Origin of the sequence: Bradyrhizobium sp. CCBAU 53421, from assembly GCF_015291625.1 — a bacterium.
Classification (GTDB): Bacteria; Pseudomonadota; Alphaproteobacteria; order Rhizobiales; family Xanthobacteraceae; genus Bradyrhizobium.
On record NZ_CP030047.1, the window covers coordinates 1,886,758 to 1,904,775 of the forward strand.

The 18,018-nt window shown below is 63.9% G+C and carries 19 protein-coding genes and 1 tRNA gene; 12 read left to right on the forward strand and 8 right to left on the reverse strand.

Translation table 11 applies throughout. The annotated features are described in order from the left end of the window. Positions 1 to 5: 5 nt before the first annotated feature. On the reverse strand, positions 6 to 1,256 hold the full coding sequence (locus tag XH92_RS08945; RefSeq protein ID WP_194458883.1) for an OpgC domain-containing protein: 1,251 nt from the start codon (positions 1,254 to 1,256) through the stop codon (positions 6 to 8). Between the two features lie 91 nt (positions 1,257 to 1,347). Continuing rightward, entirely contained in the window at positions 1,348 to 1,527 is a 180-nt protein-coding gene (locus XH92_RS08950) for a hypothetical protein (RefSeq protein WP_194461719.1), read from the reverse strand. A 550-nt stretch (positions 1,528 to 2,077) separates the two neighbouring features. On the opposite strand from XH92_RS08950, the gene XH92_RS08955 reads away from it, so the two are divergent. Next, positions 2,078 to 3,055: a helix-turn-helix domain-containing protein gene (locus XH92_RS08955; RefSeq protein ID WP_194458884.1), complete on the forward strand. Its 978-nt coding sequence runs from the start codon at positions 2,078 to 2,080 to the stop codon at positions 3,053 to 3,055. A gap of 99 nt (positions 3,056 to 3,154) precedes the next feature. Then, entirely contained in the window at positions 3,155 to 3,466 is a 312-nt protein-coding gene (locus XH92_RS08960; protein WP_246788343.1) for a hypothetical protein, read from the forward strand. A gap of 131 nt (positions 3,467 to 3,597) precedes the next feature. On the opposite strand, the gene XH92_RS43585 is transcribed toward XH92_RS08960, so the two are convergent. The 3 genes from XH92_RS43585 to XH92_RS08970 form a co-directional block, all read right to left on the reverse strand. After that, positions 3,598 to 3,723 carry a hypothetical protein gene (locus XH92_RS43585; protein ID WP_256437611.1) on the reverse strand — a complete coding sequence of 42 codons (126 nt, stop codon included), beginning with the start codon at positions 3,721 to 3,723 and terminating at the stop codon, positions 3,598 to 3,600. A gap of 489 nt (positions 3,724 to 4,212) precedes the next feature. Continuing rightward, a complete protein-coding gene (locus XH92_RS08965; protein ID WP_194458885.1) occupies positions 4,213 to 4,932 on the reverse strand; it encodes a flagellar hook capping FlgD N-terminal domain-containing protein in 720 nt (239 codons plus the stop codon). 10 nt (positions 4,933 to 4,942) lie between these two features. Then, positions 4,943 to 6,097, reverse strand: coding sequence for a flagellar hook-length control protein FliK (locus XH92_RS08970; RefSeq protein WP_246788345.1), 1,155 nt, complete (start codon positions 6,095 to 6,097; stop codon positions 4,943 to 4,945). 61 nt (positions 6,098 to 6,158) lie between these two features. On the opposite strand from XH92_RS08970, the gene XH92_RS42940 reads away from it, so the two are divergent. From XH92_RS42940 to XH92_RS08990, 5 genes are all read left to right on the forward strand, one after another. Continuing rightward, positions 6,159 to 6,497 carry a hypothetical protein gene (locus tag XH92_RS42940; protein ID WP_246788346.1) on the forward strand — a complete coding sequence of 113 codons (339 nt, stop codon included), beginning with the start codon at positions 6,159 to 6,161 and terminating at the stop codon, positions 6,495 to 6,497. Positions 6,498 to 6,897: 400 nt separating this feature from the next. Then, positions 6,898 to 8,094 (forward strand): tRNA 2-thiouridine(34) synthase MnmA, encoded by a 1,197-nt coding sequence (gene mnmA / locus XH92_RS08975; RefSeq protein ID WP_194458886.1) that lies wholly within the window; start codon positions 6,898 to 6,900, stop codon positions 8,092 to 8,094. Positions 8,095 to 8,195: 101 nt separating this feature from the next. Next, positions 8,196 to 8,834 carry a class I SAM-dependent methyltransferase gene (locus XH92_RS08980; RefSeq protein ID WP_194458887.1) on the forward strand — a complete coding sequence of 213 codons (639 nt, stop codon included), beginning with the start codon at positions 8,196 to 8,198 and terminating at the stop codon, positions 8,832 to 8,834. A 53-nt stretch (positions 8,835 to 8,887) separates the two neighbouring features. Then, entirely contained in the window at positions 8,888 to 9,253 is a 366-nt protein-coding gene (locus XH92_RS08985) for a hypothetical protein (protein ID WP_194458888.1), read from the forward strand. 115 nt (positions 9,254 to 9,368) lie between these two features. Further along, positions 9,369 to 9,445: transfer RNA gene (locus XH92_RS08990), tRNA-Met, on the forward strand. Positions 9,446 to 9,518: 73 nt separating this feature from the next. Here XH92_RS08990 and aspT (XH92_RS08995) read toward each other — a convergent pair. Together aspT (XH92_RS08995) and aspT (XH92_RS09000) are read right to left on the reverse strand one after the other, a co-directional pair. Next, entirely contained in the window at positions 9,519 to 11,213 is a 1,695-nt protein-coding gene (aspT, locus tag XH92_RS08995) for an aspartate-alanine antiporter (protein WP_194458889.1), read from the reverse strand. Positions 11,214 to 11,239: 26 nt separating this feature from the next. Beyond that, entirely contained in the window at positions 11,240 to 12,931 is a 1,692-nt protein-coding gene (gene aspT / locus XH92_RS09000; protein ID WP_194458890.1) for an aspartate-alanine antiporter, read from the reverse strand. A 367-nt stretch (positions 12,932 to 13,298) separates the two neighbouring features. Between aspT (XH92_RS09000) and aspD the strand changes: the two genes are divergently transcribed. From aspD to XH92_RS09015, 3 genes are all read left to right on the forward strand, one after another. Beyond that, positions 13,299 to 14,924 (forward strand): aspartate 4-decarboxylase, encoded by a 1,626-nt coding sequence (aspD, locus tag XH92_RS09005; RefSeq protein ID WP_194458891.1) that lies wholly within the window; start codon positions 13,299 to 13,301, stop codon positions 14,922 to 14,924. Between the two features lie 140 nt (positions 14,925 to 15,064). After that, positions 15,065 to 15,253 carry a hypothetical protein gene (locus tag XH92_RS09010; protein ID WP_194458892.1) on the forward strand — a complete coding sequence of 63 codons (189 nt, stop codon included), beginning with the start codon at positions 15,065 to 15,067 and terminating at the stop codon, positions 15,251 to 15,253. A 123-nt stretch (positions 15,254 to 15,376) separates the two neighbouring features. Continuing rightward, positions 15,377 to 15,649: a hypothetical protein gene (locus XH92_RS09015; protein ID WP_246788347.1), complete on the forward strand. Its 273-nt coding sequence runs from the start codon at positions 15,377 to 15,379 to the stop codon at positions 15,647 to 15,649. Positions 15,650 to 15,685: 36 nt separating this feature from the next. On the opposite strand, the gene XH92_RS09020 is transcribed toward XH92_RS09015, so the two are convergent. Continuing rightward, on the reverse strand, positions 15,686 to 16,069 hold the full coding sequence (locus XH92_RS09020; protein WP_194458894.1) for a hypothetical protein: 384 nt from the start codon (positions 16,067 to 16,069) through the stop codon (positions 15,686 to 15,688). 429 nt (positions 16,070 to 16,498) lie between these two features. Between XH92_RS09020 and XH92_RS09025 the strand changes: the two genes are divergently transcribed. Beyond that, positions 16,499 to 17,578, forward strand: coding sequence for an AI-2E family transporter (locus tag XH92_RS09025; protein WP_194458895.1), 1,080 nt, complete (start codon positions 16,499 to 16,501; stop codon positions 17,576 to 17,578). Beyond that, on the forward strand, positions 17,578 to 18,015 hold the full coding sequence (locus tag XH92_RS09030; protein WP_194458896.1) for a potassium channel family protein: 438 nt from the start codon (positions 17,578 to 17,580) through the stop codon (positions 18,013 to 18,015). The genes XH92_RS09025 and XH92_RS09030 overlap by 1 nt, the downstream gene beginning before the upstream one ends. The last annotated feature ends 3 nt before the right edge of the window (positions 18,016 to 18,018 follow it).

Below are 18,018 nucleotides of genomic sequence, written 5' to 3' on the forward strand. Positions count from 1 at the left end.
TTTCATCAAGGGCGATATGTCGATGGAGTGATGGCGGCGCGCAGCTGCGGATCGAGAACGCCGCTACGCGCGCGATCCACAGCCTTGGGATCTGCAACGGCGGCGGAAATGTCCCGATCGACTGTGCCCGCCGCGGGCTTGCGCTTGGCACTGAGCGCATTGAGAAGCGCCGCAGCGGCAATCATCATCAAGACGCCACCGAGACTGAGCGCGATCTGCATCGAAGCCCGGTTCGAGATGTCGAGTAGATCGAGCTGGCTAACCAGCGCCAGCAGAACGCCGAGGCAATAGATCGGCAGCGAATTCTCGCCACACCATCGTGCGCCGCGCAGGATCGGCATCGACAGCCCTCGCCAGCCCGCGGGAACGAGCCACGACGTCACGATCGCCAGCGCCAGGAAATGCAGTAGCCGCAACGGGCTCAGATTCGATTTGTCCAACGGAAACAGCAGATCCGTCACGGCCTGCGGCATCGCCTTGATGTTCTGGCCGAGAGCAAGGACGAGGCTCATTGCCAGAACGAGAGCGGAAAGGATCAGCGCGGGGCGCGACGTCATCCATTCGCGGATTGTCTTCCCCTCGATGACGTACCATGCGCCGAGCACGACCAGGAGCTGCCATGCCAGCGGATTGAAGAACCAGAACCCGTCGGGCCAGGCAGCAACGTGCCAGCCGAACACGTGCACCAGCGCATAAAGCAGCAGCGAAAAGCCGAGCGTCACGTTCGGTGCGCGCAGCAGCAGCCACAACAATGGTGCGAACAACACATGACAGATCACGAACACCGGCAAGACGTCGGTATTGACGGGGCGGAATTGCAGGATCGCGGCGTGCGCAAGCGTCGCGCCCGGACGCTCGAACAGAACCCTTGTATTGCTGTCGTCGGCAAGATCGCCGCCCGCGACATAGACGAGGACGGCGCAAGCGAGCGTGAGCAGGAGGAACGCGGCATAGATGTCCCATCCCCGCCGCAGCGAACGGCCGATCATGCCGCTCCAGCCGTCACGTTGACGGGCTCTGCCGTAGGCCAGCGCGCAGGTCACGCCCGAGATGAACATGAATATCTCGGCGGCGTCGCAGAAGCCGTAGTTGCGCAGCGTCAGCCAGCTTCCGACGTTATTCGGAACGTGGTCGAGAAAGATCCACCATAACGCGATCCCGCGACAGACGTCGATGCGCAGGTCGCGACCCGTCGATCTGAATTCCGGCGGAGTTTCGCCGATCAATCGCTTCGAGCTGTGGGTTCGATCATGCATCTGTCGATCTGTCTGGCATGCGCGCGGCCACGCTGCGAGCGGGCGCATGCCGGACCAGCCTCCGGCCAAGCCATTGGATTGGACGCCTCAGCTACCCGAGGGTTGGCGGCGCCTTCGCCGGCCAGCCGCAATCACGGGGCCCGGAAGGATCGCTGTCTTCCGGCGGCGTCTGCAAGACTTCGCCGACGAGCGGTATCAAAAGCTGCTTTCGCATTTCGGCGAGGCGGGCACGACAGTACTCGTGATAAAGCATGTCGAATATGGTGGACATGATCGAACGCCTTCTTGATCACTGAGGTTAACTTCCCACGTGACAGATTTCGACCATTTCAACCGGCGGCCAAAGGCCAATGGTGCCGCAGGCATTTTATGTCCGACAAATTCTGCCTGGCGATTTGGCCAAAGCAGCGAAATAAAATCGGTATCAGCAATCTTTCAAAAATGACCTGCCCGCGGCTCCGTAAACCGGATCAATTGCGAACAGGGGCATCGACTGCTCTACGCTTGCGGGTCGCCAGGGATGTCCAGTGAATCCGATGGCGGCAATTACAGATAGAGCCTTCACGACCGTCTCCTCCTAAGGGAGAAAATAAGGGCCGCGACTTTCACGATCAGTATATACCTAATATTCTGACCGATACGTGAACCAGTTCACATCAGCATCGATCGCAGGCAGATCAGACTAGCAGATCAGTAGTGTGGGTTCTTGGACTTGCGCGCACGGATCGAGAGAACGCCGGTGCGTGAATTGCAAAATGCAGACATGAAAATGGTGTGCCGCAGCATTTCATCCTGATGTTCTGTGAAGGCTGGAGGTCCCCATGGCTACGGACGCAGCCGATTTTGCATCATATCGATTTTCGACACGCGACGTTCCGGAGCGTATTCGTATCCCTCTCTGGCGCGAGCACTTTGGGCGATGCATCGTGCATGCCGATATCGAGCCGCTGTCGAACATTCCAATCCAGGCCGATGCGTCCCTGCAGGCGATCCAGGGTTTGCGCATGCTCGCGCTGAAGGGCACGTCGATGCGCTTTGAGCGTTCGCGAGCGAACCTCGCCGACGGCGATGATTCCGTCGGCGTCATCTTCTGCGCTCCCGGCAGAAGCCAGCTGTCGCAGCGCGGCCGGGACGTCGAGCTTGGCGCGGGCGATGCGATTGCGATTCTGCATTCGGAGCCCGCGAGCGTCACCTATGTCGATGGATTGCAAATCGGTCTGGCGGTGCCGCGCGCGGAGCTCGAGCGGCGCGTAACGAATGTCGAAAGCCTCGCCATGCGGCCGATTGGGCAACGCAAGGAAGCGTTCCGGCTATTCGCGGCGTATCTGAAGTCGGTCCTCAAGGCGAGAGCGCTGACCGCCCCGAAACTTCGTCACACGGTCGTAACCCACATCCACGATCTCGTCGCGCTCGCGATCGACGAATGCCCTGCCTTGGGCGAGAGCATCGCGAGCGCCGTCGTGGCCGCGCGGCACAATGCGGCCCTCGACTACATCACCGTACATTTCCAGGAACCTGGGCTCAGCGTTCAAACGGTCGCGCGTTGCCAGGGCATCTCGCCTCGCTATCTCCAGCGCCTGATGGCGTCATCGGGCACGTCGTTCACCGAGCGGCTGAATGAGTTGCGTCTGCAGCGCGCGCTCGAATTGCTGACCGGGTCTCGCGCCGGCCGTCAGCGGATTTCCGATATCGCGCTGGAAGTCGGCTTCTCGGATGTTTCGCATTTCAATCGCCTGTTCCGAATTCGCTTCGGCGATTCTCCGCGCGGCGTTCGGCTCGCCCGAAAGGGCTCTCATTGAGATCCATCGCGGCTGCATTGGTTGTAAATCTGAGTGACGTATCTCACGGCGCGTATGTACGTCACGCATCATTGTCGGGGCGTCGCATCGGAGCGACGAATGGAAACGAAGGACCCCGACATCATGGCCAACATCGACCACAAGCAAGGCACCTACACGATTGCCGCCAATGCGACCCAACAGTTCACGTTCTGGTGGGGCAAGGATTCGAAAGCGCCGAACGAGTTTTTCGACGTGTCGATCGCGCCGCATTTCGAGAAGAGCCCGACCTCGATGGAGCCCCTGCACGAAACCGACCGGGCCGTGTTGTGGGATCACCGCGGCGGGGTCGGCGTCGTGCTGATCCTGACCTTGCAGAACAGCAACAGTTTCCCGGTGACATTCGAGGCCAATCACGTCCGTATCTATTGATGCGGCGCGCGCATGGAGCGGGCCGCGCCGGTTGCGCGGCCGGCGAAGGCCAGACTGTCAGCCATGACTGACGTTCGGGGGCGAGAGCGCGGCGAGAGAGCCTTGCCTTGTTGGCCCCTGCGGGGGCGTTCTTACTCGCCGGCTGCCGGCGGCAGCCGTTCCCGGAGCGCTGCGATCTCGAGCATGACGGTGATGGCGATGGTCCTGAGCCGCGCATTCTCGGTCATTGTCTCGGCGAGCTGCGGGTGGGGGGCCATGGCCCGCCGTGGAGTGGCCTGGGCGCGTTCTGGCGGTGTCGGGCGTGTCGGGGTCACTGGCTAGCTCTTGCCGGCGGTCAAAGCGCGCAGCCTGGGCAGCTGCGAAGTTCAGGGCGGAATCGGCGTTCAAGTGCGGAACACGAGGATAACGTCCGCTTGCTTACAGGAAGCTGACGTGTTGCAATTTATTGCCGATTGATTTCCGTCGATGTCGTGCGCCGGCCCCATGGGGGCGATCGGTACCCGGCTTTCCCTGCGCCCCTTTGCGAGAGGAGAGGGCGGAACGGAGCGCAAGGCTCGGACAGGCCATGTCGCGAGGAATGCGGTGTGTGAATCACAGGCAGCGCACCACATTCAGTGTCGTCCCTGCTTTCGTGTTTGATCCCTGCTGATTGTCGGGCGATGCCGGGACGACAGGTCCCTTCCACTACTCGAGCCGCGGAGTATGGGTCCCTGCTTTCGAGGGACGACGGGTGTCTATACGGCGCCTTAGCTACCGCTCGTCGCGCCGCGCACCACGCGCTTGATCTTGTCGGTGGTGTAGGTCTGGCCGCCGATCGAGAGCAGCGGCGGCGAGGCGGTCAGGTCGACGGAGTCGACGACGCCCTGCACTTCCGTGGAGATCGCCAGGGGATTGCCCTTGGAATCCTTGCCGGTGGCGGTCAGCGTGTAGGTGCCGGCCGGCCATTGCGTGCCGTCATTGCCCTTGCCGTCCCAGACGAAGCTGGCGTTGCCCTGCTTCAGGTTGAAATTGCCGGAATAGGCGGTCTGGCCGGTCGCGCTCGTGATCGTGATGGTGGCGCTGGTGGCTTGCGGGGACACCAGATTCCAGGTCGCGGATTTGTCGAACTGCGTCTTGCTGCCGTCGACGGCCACGGTGTTGCCGACATAGACCAGCGCTTGGGTCGACTGCGCGCTCTTCTCGATCGCGATCAGCTGCTTCAGCTGATCGTTGGATTTCAGCTGCTGCTCGACGCCGGCGAACTGCACCAGCTGCTGGGTGAACTGGTTGGTGTCGAGCGGATCGAGCGGATTCTGGTTCTGCAACTGCGTGGTCAGCAGCGTCAGGAAGGTCTGGAAGTTGTCGGCGATGCCCTGCGACGAGGTCGTCAGGCCGCTGCCGTTGGTGCTGTTGCTTCCGGTACTCGTTCCGTTGCTGGTGCCCGGTGCCGAGACGACGGGCGTCGGCATGGTTGCATCGACTGCCATGGTGAACTCCTTACACTCTGATATCGACGCCGCCGAGGGCGCCGGTTGCGCGGCCGTAGGAGCGGCCTGCCACTGCGGCGGAAGCGCTGTCTTCCTCGGCGACGATCAAACGGTGGGCGTTCGGATTGGACTGGCCGTTGTTGTTCTGGCCCGACTGCGACTGATCGCGCAGGCTGAACTGCAATCCGCCATTACCGGTCGACAGGCCGGCATTGTCGAGCGCGCGTTGCAGCTGGTTGGCGTCCTGGCGCAGCATTGACAGCGTTTCCGGGCGTTCGACGGTGAGATGCGAGGTCACCTGGCCGTTGCGATCGACATCGATGCGGACATCGATGCGGCCGAGCTCGGCGGGGTCCAGCCGGATCTCGAAGCGGCTCTTGCCGCTCTTGGCGGAGGCGGCGATCTGCATCGCAAGCCCGCTGAGCGGCACGGCGGCGCCTTGCGCGGCGTTGGTCACGGTCAATTGCGCGGTCGCGGCCGGCGTCGCCTGGCCGGTCGGCAGTTGCGCCTGGAGCGCATTCGCAGCCTGCGCGCTGGGATCGGGCGTCGCGAGCTGGGTCTGTGCCGCCGCCTGGCCGCCCACCGTCGGCGCGGCGTTGCCGTCGCTCTTGGTGTCGGACTTGATGGCATCGGCTGCGCCGTCCGCCGTGGCCTTCGCCTTGCCGGCAACAGCGGCCGACTGCGCGACTGCAGGAACGACGTTGTTCGGAGCAGCCTGCGCGGTGTTGTTGCTGCCCTGGGCCCCGCCGTCCTGATCGGCAGGCGCCGTCGCAGCGGCGTCCTTGGCGGCGACCTGTGCCTTGGCTTGCGGCGTCGTCTTGGTGGCAGGCGTTCCGGCGGCGACGGTGGCGGCGAGTGTCGCATCGCCGGTCGCGGTCGCGGCGCCCGGAACTGTCGTCGCATCGGCGCTGGTGACGGCTTGCGCCTCGGTCTTGACGCCGGCCGCCTTGGCCACCTTGTCGGCATTCGCCGTCGCGGTCGCTGCGGTAGCGGTGTCGCCGCCAACAGGCGCACCGGTGCCGGCAGCGGCACCCGTGCCGGCGATGGCGGAGCTTGCCGCAATGGCCGCAGCCGCAATCGCCAGCGGAGCTGTGGGCTGGTCGGACGGCGCGGTGGTTGTCGCGGTCGGAGCGGTCGCCGGTGCAGCGGCCGCGGCCGCGATCACGGCATTGACCGTCGCGGCACCGGATGGGTCCGGCTGCGGAGCTGCTTGCGTCGAGTCCGTCTTGTCGCTGGTGGATTGCGCGTCCGTGCTCGACTTCGAGTCGTCCGATTTCGATTTCGACTTGGTCTTGGGCGGCGCGTCGCTGTCGCTGTCGACCTTGTTGTCATCGCGCGAGCTGGCGGCATCTCGCGGCGTCCGGTCGGGGGCCGTGCTGTTATCGCGGGAGCGTGCATCGGTCGTCGAGGCCGAATCGTCGGACCGGCGCGCGGGCGCCGGTTGGGAATCGTACCTGGTGTTGTCGCTCGTGGACGAAGTGTTGCTATCGACCAGCGCGGCAAAGCCGTCGTTCCCGGCCTGCGAGGCAGGATCGGGCCGCGCCGACCGCTGCGTCGCGCCCTGAAAAGACCGGCTTGCCAATGCTTCCGACGTGACGCTGACCACTGCCAACCCTCGCAAATGAGACTTCCGGCGTTTTGTCAGCAAGGAGCGGGCCAACCATCGCCCGCAAAAAATTATGAGTTATTCCAATCGGTTAAGGTTCATCATCGCGGGCTGGAACCGGTTCCCGGCAGGCCCGGTTTTTGCCCGGCGGCAAGATTTGCCGTCCGCGCACGGCAAGGCTCGGATTCCGCCGGATTGCCTCGCCGGAATACGGCCTATATTAAAGGTGGCCTCCGACGCGTCCCGAACCGACCGAACCGGCCCTGCACGCGTTCTAAGGCTCTCTGGACAAAGGCTTTTTCCAATTTCGTCGCGGAGCGCATAAGCTCGCCGCGACAGTGACCAATGACCGCTTAGAGATGCTCAACAGTCTGGATCTTGAAGGCCGCCCTGAAGACACGCGGATCGTCGTTGCCATGTCCGGCGGCGTCGACTCGTCGGTGACGGCTGCGCTGTTGAAGTCGCAGGGTTACGACGTGGTCGGGATCACGCTGCAGCTCTACGATCATGGCGCGGCTACCCATCGCAAGGGCGCTTGCTGCGCTGGTCGCGACATCCACGATGCGCGCAATGTCGCGGAGCGGATCGGCATCCCGCATTACGTGCTCGACTACGAAAGCCGCTTCAAGCAATCCGTGATCGACAATTTCGCCGACAGCTACGCGCTCGGCGAGACGCCGGTGCCGTGCATCGAATGCAACCGTTCGGTCAAGTTCCGCGATCTGCTCGCAACCGCCCGCGAGCTCGGCGCCCAGGCACTCGCCACCGGACATTATGTCGCCTCGCGCCGGCTTGCCGACGGATCTCGCTCGCTTGTCTGCGCGGCGGATGCCGATCGCGACCAGAGCTATTTCCTGTTCGCGACCACGCGCGAGCAGCTCGACTTCCTGCGCTTCCCGCTCGGCGACATGACCAAGCCGCAGACCCGCGAGCTGGCGCGTCGCTTCGATCTCGAGGTCGCCGACAAGCAGGACAGCCAGGACATCTGCTTCGTGCCGACCGGCCGCTACACCGACATCATCGGACGGCTGAAGCCGAATGCGATTGCGCCGGGCGACATCGTCGATCTCGCCGGCAACGTCATCGGCCAGCACCAGGGCATCGTTCACTTCACCGTCGGCCAGCGCAAAGGCCTCGGCATCGCCTCCGGCCACCCACTCTATGTGGTGAAGCTCGATGCGGCGACCCGCCGGGTCGTGGTCGGGCCGCGCGAGGCGCTGCGGATGGACCGCATCGCACTGCGCGACGTCAACTGGATCGGCGATGGCGCGCTGGATCGCGCGATCGGCGACGGTATCGAGATCTATGTCCGCGTGCGTTCGACGCGTGCGCCGCAGCCGGCATGGTTGCGCGCCACTGACGCCGGCTATGAGGTCGAGCTCGTCGCCGGCGAGGAGGGCGTCTCGCCCGGCCAGGCCTGCGTGTTCTACGACGCGCCCTCCGGGCAGGCGCGTGTGCTCGGCGGCGGCTTCATCAGGAGTGCGAGCGCGAGCCGCGCGGCGCGGGCCGCGACACAGGATACGCTGGCGTCGCTCGCGGAAGCGGTTCGCGGATAGCGCATGATCCGGAAAAGTGGGAAGCGGTTTTCCGTCGCGACAAACGCGGAACGCGTTTGCGCGCAGATCATGCGCAAACGAAGGTAACTCGGGGCAGGGGAATGGCTGGGGATATCGACCGCGAAGGGGTCGAAAAGGCGTATGGCCGCTGGGCACCGATCTACGACCTGGTGTTCGGCAAGGTATTCGATCAGGGCCGTCAGTCGACGATCGCGGAAGCCGACCGGATCGGCGGCCGCGTGCTCGATGTCGGCGTCGGCACCGGGCTGTCGCTGTCGGAATACAAGCGCACCACAAAACTGTGCGGCGTCGATATTTCCGAGCCGATGCTGCGGCGGGCGCTGAAGCGCGTGCGTGCGCTGGGCCTCGGCAATGTCGAGACGCTGGCGGTGATGGACGCCAAGAACCTCGCATTTCCGGATGCGTTCTTCGACGCGGTGGTCGCGCAATATGTCATCACCGCCGTACCCGATCCCGAGGCGACGCTCGACGATTTCATTCGCGTGCTGAAGCCGGGCGGCGAGTTGATCCTGGTCAATCACATCGGCGCCGAGGGCGGCCCGCGCCGCATCTTCGAGCTCGCCTTCGCGCCGCTGGCGCGGCGGCTCGGCTGGCGTCCGGAATTTCCGTGGGAGCGGCTGACCAATTGGGCGGCGAAGCATGGCGGCGTCAGCCTTGCGGAACGCCGCCCGATGCCGCCGATGGGGCATTTCTCGCTGATCCGCTTCCGCAAAACGTGAGGCTGCGGCGATTTTGCGAAGGAACATCGGCGCGCCGTCACGGTTTTCTCGTCATGAGGATCAATCGAACGCTCGCTTTGTCCTGTGCCCTGATGCTGGCGCCTGTTGTTGCCGTGGCGCAGGCGCCGCCGACACCGGCCACGCCGCCGGCACAGACCGCGCCGCCGGCGCCGCAGCGCGCCGCCGCGAATTGCGCGCCGCAGCAGCCTTCGCACCCGGGTGTTGCGGCGCCGGAGGGAACCACGACCGGGCAGGGCAGCCAGCCGCTGGGCGACAAGCTCGCCAAATCCGATGGCGTGCTGTGTCCGCCGGCCGGGGTCGACCCCGAAATGCGTGCGCCGACCCCGCAAGGCGGCAACACGCCGGTGATTCCGCCGCCCGGCAGCCCCGGCGGCGACCCCTCGATCAGGCCGAAATAGCCCCTGTCTGCAATAAGTTGCTGCCCCGTCCGGCTTTGCTTGACAGGCGCGCATGCCGCTCTTTATATGCCGCGCGTTCGCAAGGTGCGGCTCATGCCGCCGATCGCGAGCCCATGGCGGGGTAGCTCAGCTGGTTAGAGCACGGGAATCATAATCCTGGGGTCGGGGGTTCGAGTCCCTCCCCCGCTACCAATTCTGCGATTTTCTACGCCAAACCACGATTTCGTACGCGCTGTCGGTGCCGGTCGACTACTTGCGCGTTGTCTCATCCAGCGACAACCACCACCATGACCGATCCCCAGGTCGTCAGCAGGATGTTGGAGATCGGATAGGCGGGCGTATAGCCGAGCACGACCACGGAGCTGCCCGAGCGCTCCTGGATGGCGGCCATCGCGGCCGTGACCGTCTGCGCCCCGGTCAGTGCGCCGAGCAGGAGGATGGGGTTCATGCGCAGCACGAAATGGCCGAAGCAGAAGCCGACGATCTGCGGCAACAGGGTTACGACCATGCCGCCCAGAAGCAGGCCGACGCCCGACTCACGTATGGCGGAGAGGAAGATCGGCCCGGCATGAATCCCGGTCAGGCCGACGAAGGCAGCCAGTCCGAGCGACGTCATCAGGCTGATGGCGCCGTCGGGGATCCGGCCGAAATACGGCAGGCGGGTGCGGAGATAGCCGACTAGAAGTCCGGCGAGCAGCGTGCCGACGCTGGTGCTCAGCGAGATGGTGATTCCGCTAACCGTAAAGCTCACGAGAACGCCAACGAGGCCGCCGAAGAAGATTGCGAGTCCGAGCACCACGAAATCGATCGTGGTGCTCGGCGCAACGATGACGCCGATGCTCTTGGCCGCATTCTGCACCACAGTCTCCGGACCAACGATGCGAAGCAGATCGCCGCGCTGCAGGTCTGTGCCGGCAGCGATCGGAAGCGCTTCACCGCCCCGGCTCACCGAGCGCAGATATAGGCCGCGCGTCCAGTCCTGTTCCAACGCCTGCTGGAGATTGCTGCCTGCGAGCTTGGCGTTGATCAGGAATACGTCTGCCGAGATCAGCGGGATATCGAGGAGCTCCCGGTCCTCCACCTCCTCCCCGCGCGGTCCGATCAGTTCGACGATGATCTGGCGCGGCGCCGACAGCGCGATCACGTCGCCTGCCGCGAGCACCGTTCCAGGCTCCGCCTCGAGGACGCGCCCGCCGCGACGGATACGGTGGATGAATACACGTTGCCCGGGCACGCGAGCTTCGGCGGCGGCAACTGTCAGTCCGACGATCGCAGCGTGAGCATCCAGCCGGTAGGCGCGCAGTTCGAACTTGCGCCAGGCCGACGCCAGGCCGGGCTTGGCGCGCGTGATGCCCAAGGCCTGTTCCAGCTTGAGCGCTTCCGTCTTCAGATCGATTTTCAGCAGCGCCGGAACGACGATCGTGCAGAACGTGATCACGCCGGCATAGCCGAAGATATAGCAGACCGCATCCGCCACCGCGATGTGCGAGACAAACAACGCGCGCTGTGCCTCGGATACTGGCAGGGAATTGACCGCGTCGGTCGCAGTACCCATTGCAGCGCTCTGGCTGAGCGCGCCCGACAGGAGGCCGGCCGCAAAGCCGGGGTCGAGCCGCAGTACGCGTGCCACGACGATCGCTGCCGCAAGGCCAGTGAGGCTCACGACAACGGCCATCAGCATCGGCTTCAGCCCGTCGCGCTTCATCGCGAGCACGAATTGCGGACCGACCGAATAGCCGACCCCGAACAGGAACAGCAGGAACAGGAACGATTTGGTCATGCCGGAGACCGGCACATGCGCGAAATCGCCGACCGCGAGGCCAGCGAACAGCGCGCCCGTCACCGGGCCAAGGCTGAAAGCGCCGATCCTGAAGCTCCCGATCCAGTAGCCCGCGGCGATCACCAGGAACAGCGCGAGCTCCGGATAACGAACGAGAAATTGCGCCAGCCAGCTCAACATCGTCTCAACACGGTCCCACGCCGCGGCTATGTCATCATCATCACCAGCACCATGCCCCAGATCGTCAGCAGCGTGTTTCCGACCGCGTAGGTGACGGTGTAGCCAAGACCGGGGATCTGGCTCTTCGCGCGGTCGTTGATCATGCCCAGCGAAGCGGTCGTGGTGCGCGCGCCGGAGCAGCATCCGAGGAGGATCGCGTCGTGGAAGCGGAACAGGTATTTGCCGACGAACATCGCCAGGATCAGCGGCACCGTGGTCACGACGACGCCCCAGAGGAACAGGCTGAAGCCGAGCTTTTGCAGGCCGGCGACAAATCCCGGACCCGAGGAGATGCCGACCACGGCAATGAAGACGTTCAGGCCGACCGAGTTCATGAACCACACGGTGGGCGAGGGGATGCGGCCGAAGGTCGGGTGCACGGACCGGAGCCAGCCGAAGAACAGACCGGAGATCAGTGCGCCGCCGGAGGTGGAGAGGGTAAGCGGCACGCTTCCGATCTTGTAGACGAAGGCGCCGACCAGGGCGCCGATCGCAATGGCCGCCCCGATGAAGGCGACGTCGGCAACGTCGGTTGCGCGATCCGGCCGGCCCAGCATCTTTGTGGTGGCAGCGACATCGGGAGTGCGGCCGACCAAAGTGAGGATGTCGCCCCGGTTGATCTTTGTGTTCGGCAGGATCGGTATCTCGGTCGCGATCGCGCCCCGAACGATCCTGCGCAGAAATACGCCGCGCGCGCCCGGTTCTTTCGCCAGTTGCTCCAGCGTCTTGCCATCGACGTCCTTGCTGGTCACGTAGACATCGACGCCCTCGATCGGCACCGCGAGCAGCTCACGATCGTCGACTTCCTCGGCCTGCTCGCCGATCAGCTGCACCAGCACGTCGCGGCGGCCGGCGACGGCGACGACATCGCCGGCATGAATCACGGTGTCGGAGGTGGCTTCCACGATCTTCCCGTCCTGCCGAAGCCGAAGGACGAAGATGCGATGATCGGGGATCAGCGCTTCTGCCTGCTCGACGGTCTTGCCGACGACAGGCCCGCGCTCACGAACGCGGTAGGCGCGCAGATCGAACTGGTGCCAGGCCGTTCCCGGGCCGCCCAGCTCCTTTTTGCCGCCATGCTCCTCCTCGTATTTCTTGCATGCGGCCTCGAGATCGATGCCGAGCAGCGCAGGCCCGAGCAGTGCCAGCACGATCGCCGACCCGACCGTGCCGAAGATATAGGTCACGGCATAGGCAACCGGCATGGCATCGAGCAGCTTCTTGGCTTCGTCCGCGGGCAGACCAAGGCGATTGATGGCGTCGGTTGCAAGCCCCATCGAGGCGGAGATCGTCTGTGAGCCGGCATAGAGGCCGACCGCCGATCCGACGTCGTAGCCGGCGATCTTCGCGCCGAAATACGCCGAGAGCAGACAGAAGACACACACCACGGCGGCGAAGATGGCCTGCGGAATACCGTCCTGCGCGATACCGCGCACGAACTGCGGCCCGACGCCATAACCGATCGCGAACAGGAACATCAGGAAGAAGAACGGCTTCAGCGGACCTGAAATGGTGATGCCGATCTGGCCGATGATGACCGCGGCGACCAGCGTCGCGGTGACTGCGCCAAGGCCGAGGCCCTTGTAGGTGAAGGAACCGAAATAGTAGCCCAGCGCCAAGGAGAGGAAGATCGCGATCTCGGGATAGGTGCGGAGCGTCTGGAAGAACCAATCGATCATGATGTCACCCGTTCATGCTGTCCCGGGGGCTTCGGCATGCGCCCGCATCGATCTCGCGCAGGCGGCCGAAAAAGGGCGAGCAACTGTATCGATCGACATCAGATGGTGGCTGGCAGGAAGGATGTTGATCTATGTCAACCGCAGCCGCGAAGGCCTCGCGATTTCATCGTCTTGGCGACGCCACGCGTTAGCTTCATACGATTGCATGGTGACGCGACCATCCGCCGCTGCGACGGCGTCGCCGGCGCGAGACCGTTGACATAGATCAAGGCTCGTCACCGGCCGGCCGTCATGCTGAGCGCGATTGCGCAGGCGAGAAGCCTGTCCGCCTCCATTCCAACACCTTGGATCATCCCGGGAGTGTCAAATGGCCGATCTGCTGACCTTAAAGAAATTTGAGGCGTTGAGCCCCTTCGAGATCAAGGACGAGCTGATCAACCTAGCGAAGAGCAATTCGAAGCGCAGTCAGATGCCCTTCCTGAACGCCGGGCGGGGCAACCCCAACTGGGTGGCCACGACGCCGCGTGAAGGCTTCTTCCTGCTGGGCCAATTCGCCATCACCGAGAGCAAACGGGTGATGGAGCATCCGGCCGGCATCGGGGGCATGCCTCAGGCAAAGGGTATTGCCGGACGGTTCGAGGCCTGGCTCGCACAGCACAAGGATATGCCGGGCGCGAGCTTCCTGACCGAGATGCTGCCCTTTGCGGTGAAGAAATTCGGTTTCGATCCCGACGCCTTCGTCCACGAGCTCGTCGATTCCATCATCGGCGACAATTACCCGGTGCCGGACCGCATGCTGGTGCATAACGAAAAGATCGTGCATGAATATCTGATGTGGGCGGTTTGCGGCGAGCCTCGGCCGGCCGGAAAATTCGACATCTATGCGGTCGAGGGCGGCACGGCGGCGATGTGCTACCTCTTCAAGTCGCTGAAGGCCAATCGGCTGCTGGTGCCCGGTGATACGATTGCGCTGGCGACGCCGATCTTCACGCCCTACATCGAGATGACGCACCTGGAAGACTACGACCTGAAGGTCGTTCAGATCAGGGCTCCGCAGGAGAACAAATTCCAGTTCACCGACGAGGAAATCAAGAAGCTGGAGGATCCGAAGGTCAAGGCCTTCTTCGTCGTCAATCCGTCCAACCCTCCGGGAATGGCGTTGAGCAAGGAGACGATCGCCAAGTTGGCCAATCTGGTCAAAACCAAGCGCCCTGACCTGATGCTCCTCACCGACGACGTCTACGGCACTTTCGTGCACGACTTCCGCTCGTTGCTCGGCGAGTTGCCGCACAACACCATCGGCGTCTACTCCTATTCGAAGTATTTCGGCTGCACGGGATGGCGGCTCGGGGCCATTGCCATCCACGAAGACAACATCTTCGACAAGATGATCGCGAAGCTCCCGGACGAAGCGGTGAAGGCGCTCGACAAGCGTTACGGGCCGCTCACGCTCGAACCGCGCAAGCTCAAGCTGATCGATCGCATCGTCGCCGACAGCCGCGACGTGGCGCTCAACCACACCGCGGGATTGTCGTTGCCGCAGCAGGTGATGATGAGCCTGTTCTCGCTCGCGGAGATGATGGACGTGAAGAAGGCCTATCAGGCCGCCTGCATGGAAATCGTCAACAAGCGCCTGTGGTCGATGCTCGACGGCCTCGGGCTTGCCGACAAGCTGATCCCTAATCCGAACTACGACGCCTACTATGCCCTGATCGATTTCGAGTTCTGGGCCCGCAAGAACATCGGCGACGATGCCGTCGAGCACCTGAAGAAGAATGTCCATCCGCTGGACCTCGCGTTCAGGTTGGCCGAAGCCCACGGGATCGTGCTGTTGAATGGCGGCGGTTTCGACGCGCCCGAATGGTCGCTTCGCGTATCGCTCGCGAACCTGCCTGACGATGTCTATGACGACATCGGGCGTGGCGTTCGGACGATCGCCAGAGGCTATCGCGACGCCTACGAAGCAGCGACCGGGAAGGGCGCGAGGCGCTGACCACGCACAATCAAGCCGTTTCGGGTGTGTCGCGCCGTCGGCCGGCTGCTATACCCCGATTGGGTGAGCCAGGTTGTCGCAAGTGATTTCGATTAGGTGGCACAAGCTGCACTGGCCACCCCTCTTCACCGTGATCTACCATGACGATCATGGCGAACGGCCGCGACACATTTAGTCGAATCGTGCGCGCAAGCCCGTCGGCTCGCGCTCGCGGCTGGTTGAACCATTGGCTTGAGGTCATCGACGGCGATTTTGCGTTCAAGGTGCTGGTCATGGCAGGCGGGGTGCTGTCGACCGCGGCGTTCGCCTTTGGATTGCTATCGCTCTGAGCGAACCTTGCGTGCGCGCGCGCCCTTGGCGATATGAGCACCATTTCAGCACGGCGCGGATACGCCCGGCGGTGATGGATGCACTTCAGGCTGACTGCAAATTCGATCGGACGTCGAGACGTTATGGCGGCAAGGTTCGGTATTGCGGCCTGCGCCACGATCTTTCTGTTCTGCTGCGCACAGCAGGCGGTTGCACTGCCGCTGACGCCTTTCCGTTATGAGGCCCAGGCTCAGCGTCATTGTCCCGGCGATAGCGTTGTCTGGCTCGATTTCCGCCGCGGACGCTATTATCTCAAGGGGCAGAGCCGCTACGCCAGGGGCTTCGATGGCGGTTTCGTGTGCAGGAATGAAGCCCGCGAAAGCGGCTACCGGCGATCGCTGCTCGGTCTCCGGTGACGTCATCGGAGGCCCGCCCGGCGCTTGACTGCCGGCCTACCATCCGTAGTAGCGCGGTCGCGCGTAATAGGCCGGCGCGCAGCCATAGCTGCCGCCTGGCGAGCAATAGTCGCCACCGTATCCGTAACCATATCCGCCGCCGTAATAGGGATATCCGCTGTAGGCCGAACTCGCGACGGCTCCGCCGACGATCGCGCCGGCGGCGGCGCCCCATCCGCGATAACCCCATCCACGATAACCCCAGCCGCCATAGCCTCCTCTCCAACCGCGATAGCCCCAGCCACCGCCCCATCCGCCCCAACGGACCTGAACGGCGCTGTTGTCGACCGCGCCTTTCATGGCAGCGACGTTGGTCGGCAGCGGAGCCGCGCGGCTCGCGCTGACGCCGATCGTGCTCGCAAGCAGAACGAAGGCCAGCAAGGCTTTGGTTTCGTCATGACGTCCTCCAGGCGCGGGTGACACGGGCCATAAATGATCGAGCGGCAGCCAAGTCGAGACCGGCTTCCAGTTCACGCTCAATCGAGCCTGTCAGCCGCCACCGACCGAAGCTTGATTTGAATCAAACTGGCCACGGATGCTTCTTGGCGGCGCAGACGATCGACCCTGCACCTTGGGACAATTGCCGCGGACGGCAGTCCGACGCCTAATGCGACCGCGATCATGTCTCGTGATCCCGGCCGTGATCGCATCTCGACCAAGCTGCGGCGGCCCCGATTCCTACCCCCGAACCGGGGCCGTTTCCCCTCCAAGAAACCGGACGCGCGACGCTTGATCTGGATCAAGCCTCATGTGGAGAGGCGATGACACTGCTTCCCGTGTGCCTGCTGACGCTCAATCGAAAGCACGCTCTTGAGAACCCTTCGCCAGCTCGTGGCCGGAGACGAATTCATCCAGCTGGCAATTCGCCTCGGATTGCTGGCGCTGCTGATCTACTGGTCGTTCGTCCTGGTCCGCCCGTTCGTGCCGATCCTGGCCTGGAGCGTGGTGCTCGCGGTCGCGCTCTATCCGGTCTTCAATTGGCTCACAGGGGCGCTCGGTGGCCGCGCGGGCCTTGCGGCTCTCGTTCTGACCCTGGTTACACTAGGTGTCGTCATCGGGCCGGCGGCCTGGCTCGGCATCGGGGCGGTGGAGGGCGTGAGGGAGCTCGCCGGACAACTCAGCGCCGGTAATGTTCTCGTGCCGTCGCCGTGGCCGGAGGTCAAGGCCTGGCCGCTGATCGGCGGTCCGCTGTACGACTTTTGGGATAGGGCGTCGACCAATCTGCGCGCGGTGCTGCGCGAGGTCGTGCCGCATCTGAAGCCGCTCGCAGGGCTGTTGTTTGCGTTCGCAAGCAATGCGGGCGTCGGGATGCTTAAGTTTCTGCTGGCGGTCGCCCTCGCGGGGTTTCTGTTTCCCCACGGCCGGCAGCTTGCTGCCGCATGCCGGAGCTTCCTGTCCCGCGTCGTGCCGGAGCAGAGCGAGCACTTCCTCGACCTTGCGGGCGCGACCATCCGGGCGGTCTCCCAGGGCGTTATCGGCGTCGCCGTCCTGCAATCATTGCTGGCCGGGGTCGGCTTCAAGCTGGCGGGGATACCGAACGCCGGGTTGCTGGCATTTGTCGTGATGCTGCTCGCGATCGTGCAGATCGGGGCGGCGATCGTGCTGCTTCCCGTCATCATCTGGCTCTGGTCGGCCAAGGACTTCACGACGGCGCTTGCTTTCACGTTGTTCTTCCTGGTCGTCGGCGTCCTCGACAATGTGCTCAAGCCGCTGGTCATGGGGCGTGGCCTGACCACGCCGGCGCTCGTCATATTCGTCGGCGTGATCGGCGGGACGCTTGCCCACGGCATCGTGGGCCTGTTCATCGGGCCGATCATTCTCGCAGTCGCCTGGGAGCTGGTCACGGCTTGGATCCGGGACGACCGTGCCCGGCTTGCAGGACAACAGTGATGCTATTTCAGCTCATCGTGGGATCGGCGGTCAGTGCGATCAACATCGTGATTCATTCGTTGTTCACCGTCGGGGTGATCGGATTGCTGCGGAACGTCACCCTGAGCGCCACCGGCCGGTTCGGGCTGCAGCTCAGCGGCGTGATGGTGGCGGCGGCGCTGATCCTGATGGTGGCGCACACATTGGAGATCGTGGTGTGGTCGCTGGCCTATCTGGCGGCTGGCGCAGCACCCGCCGGCAGCGATCTGCTCTATTTCGCCTTTGTGAACTACACGACGCTCGGTTACGGCGACGTCGTTCCGGTCAAGGAGTGGCGGCTGATCGGACCGATGGCGGCCATGAACGGCATTCTGATGTTCGGCTGGTCGACTGCGGTCCTGTTCGAGGTGCTGCAGAAGACCATCGAGCGCCAGGGCGGGCTCGCGAAATCCCCCTAAGTC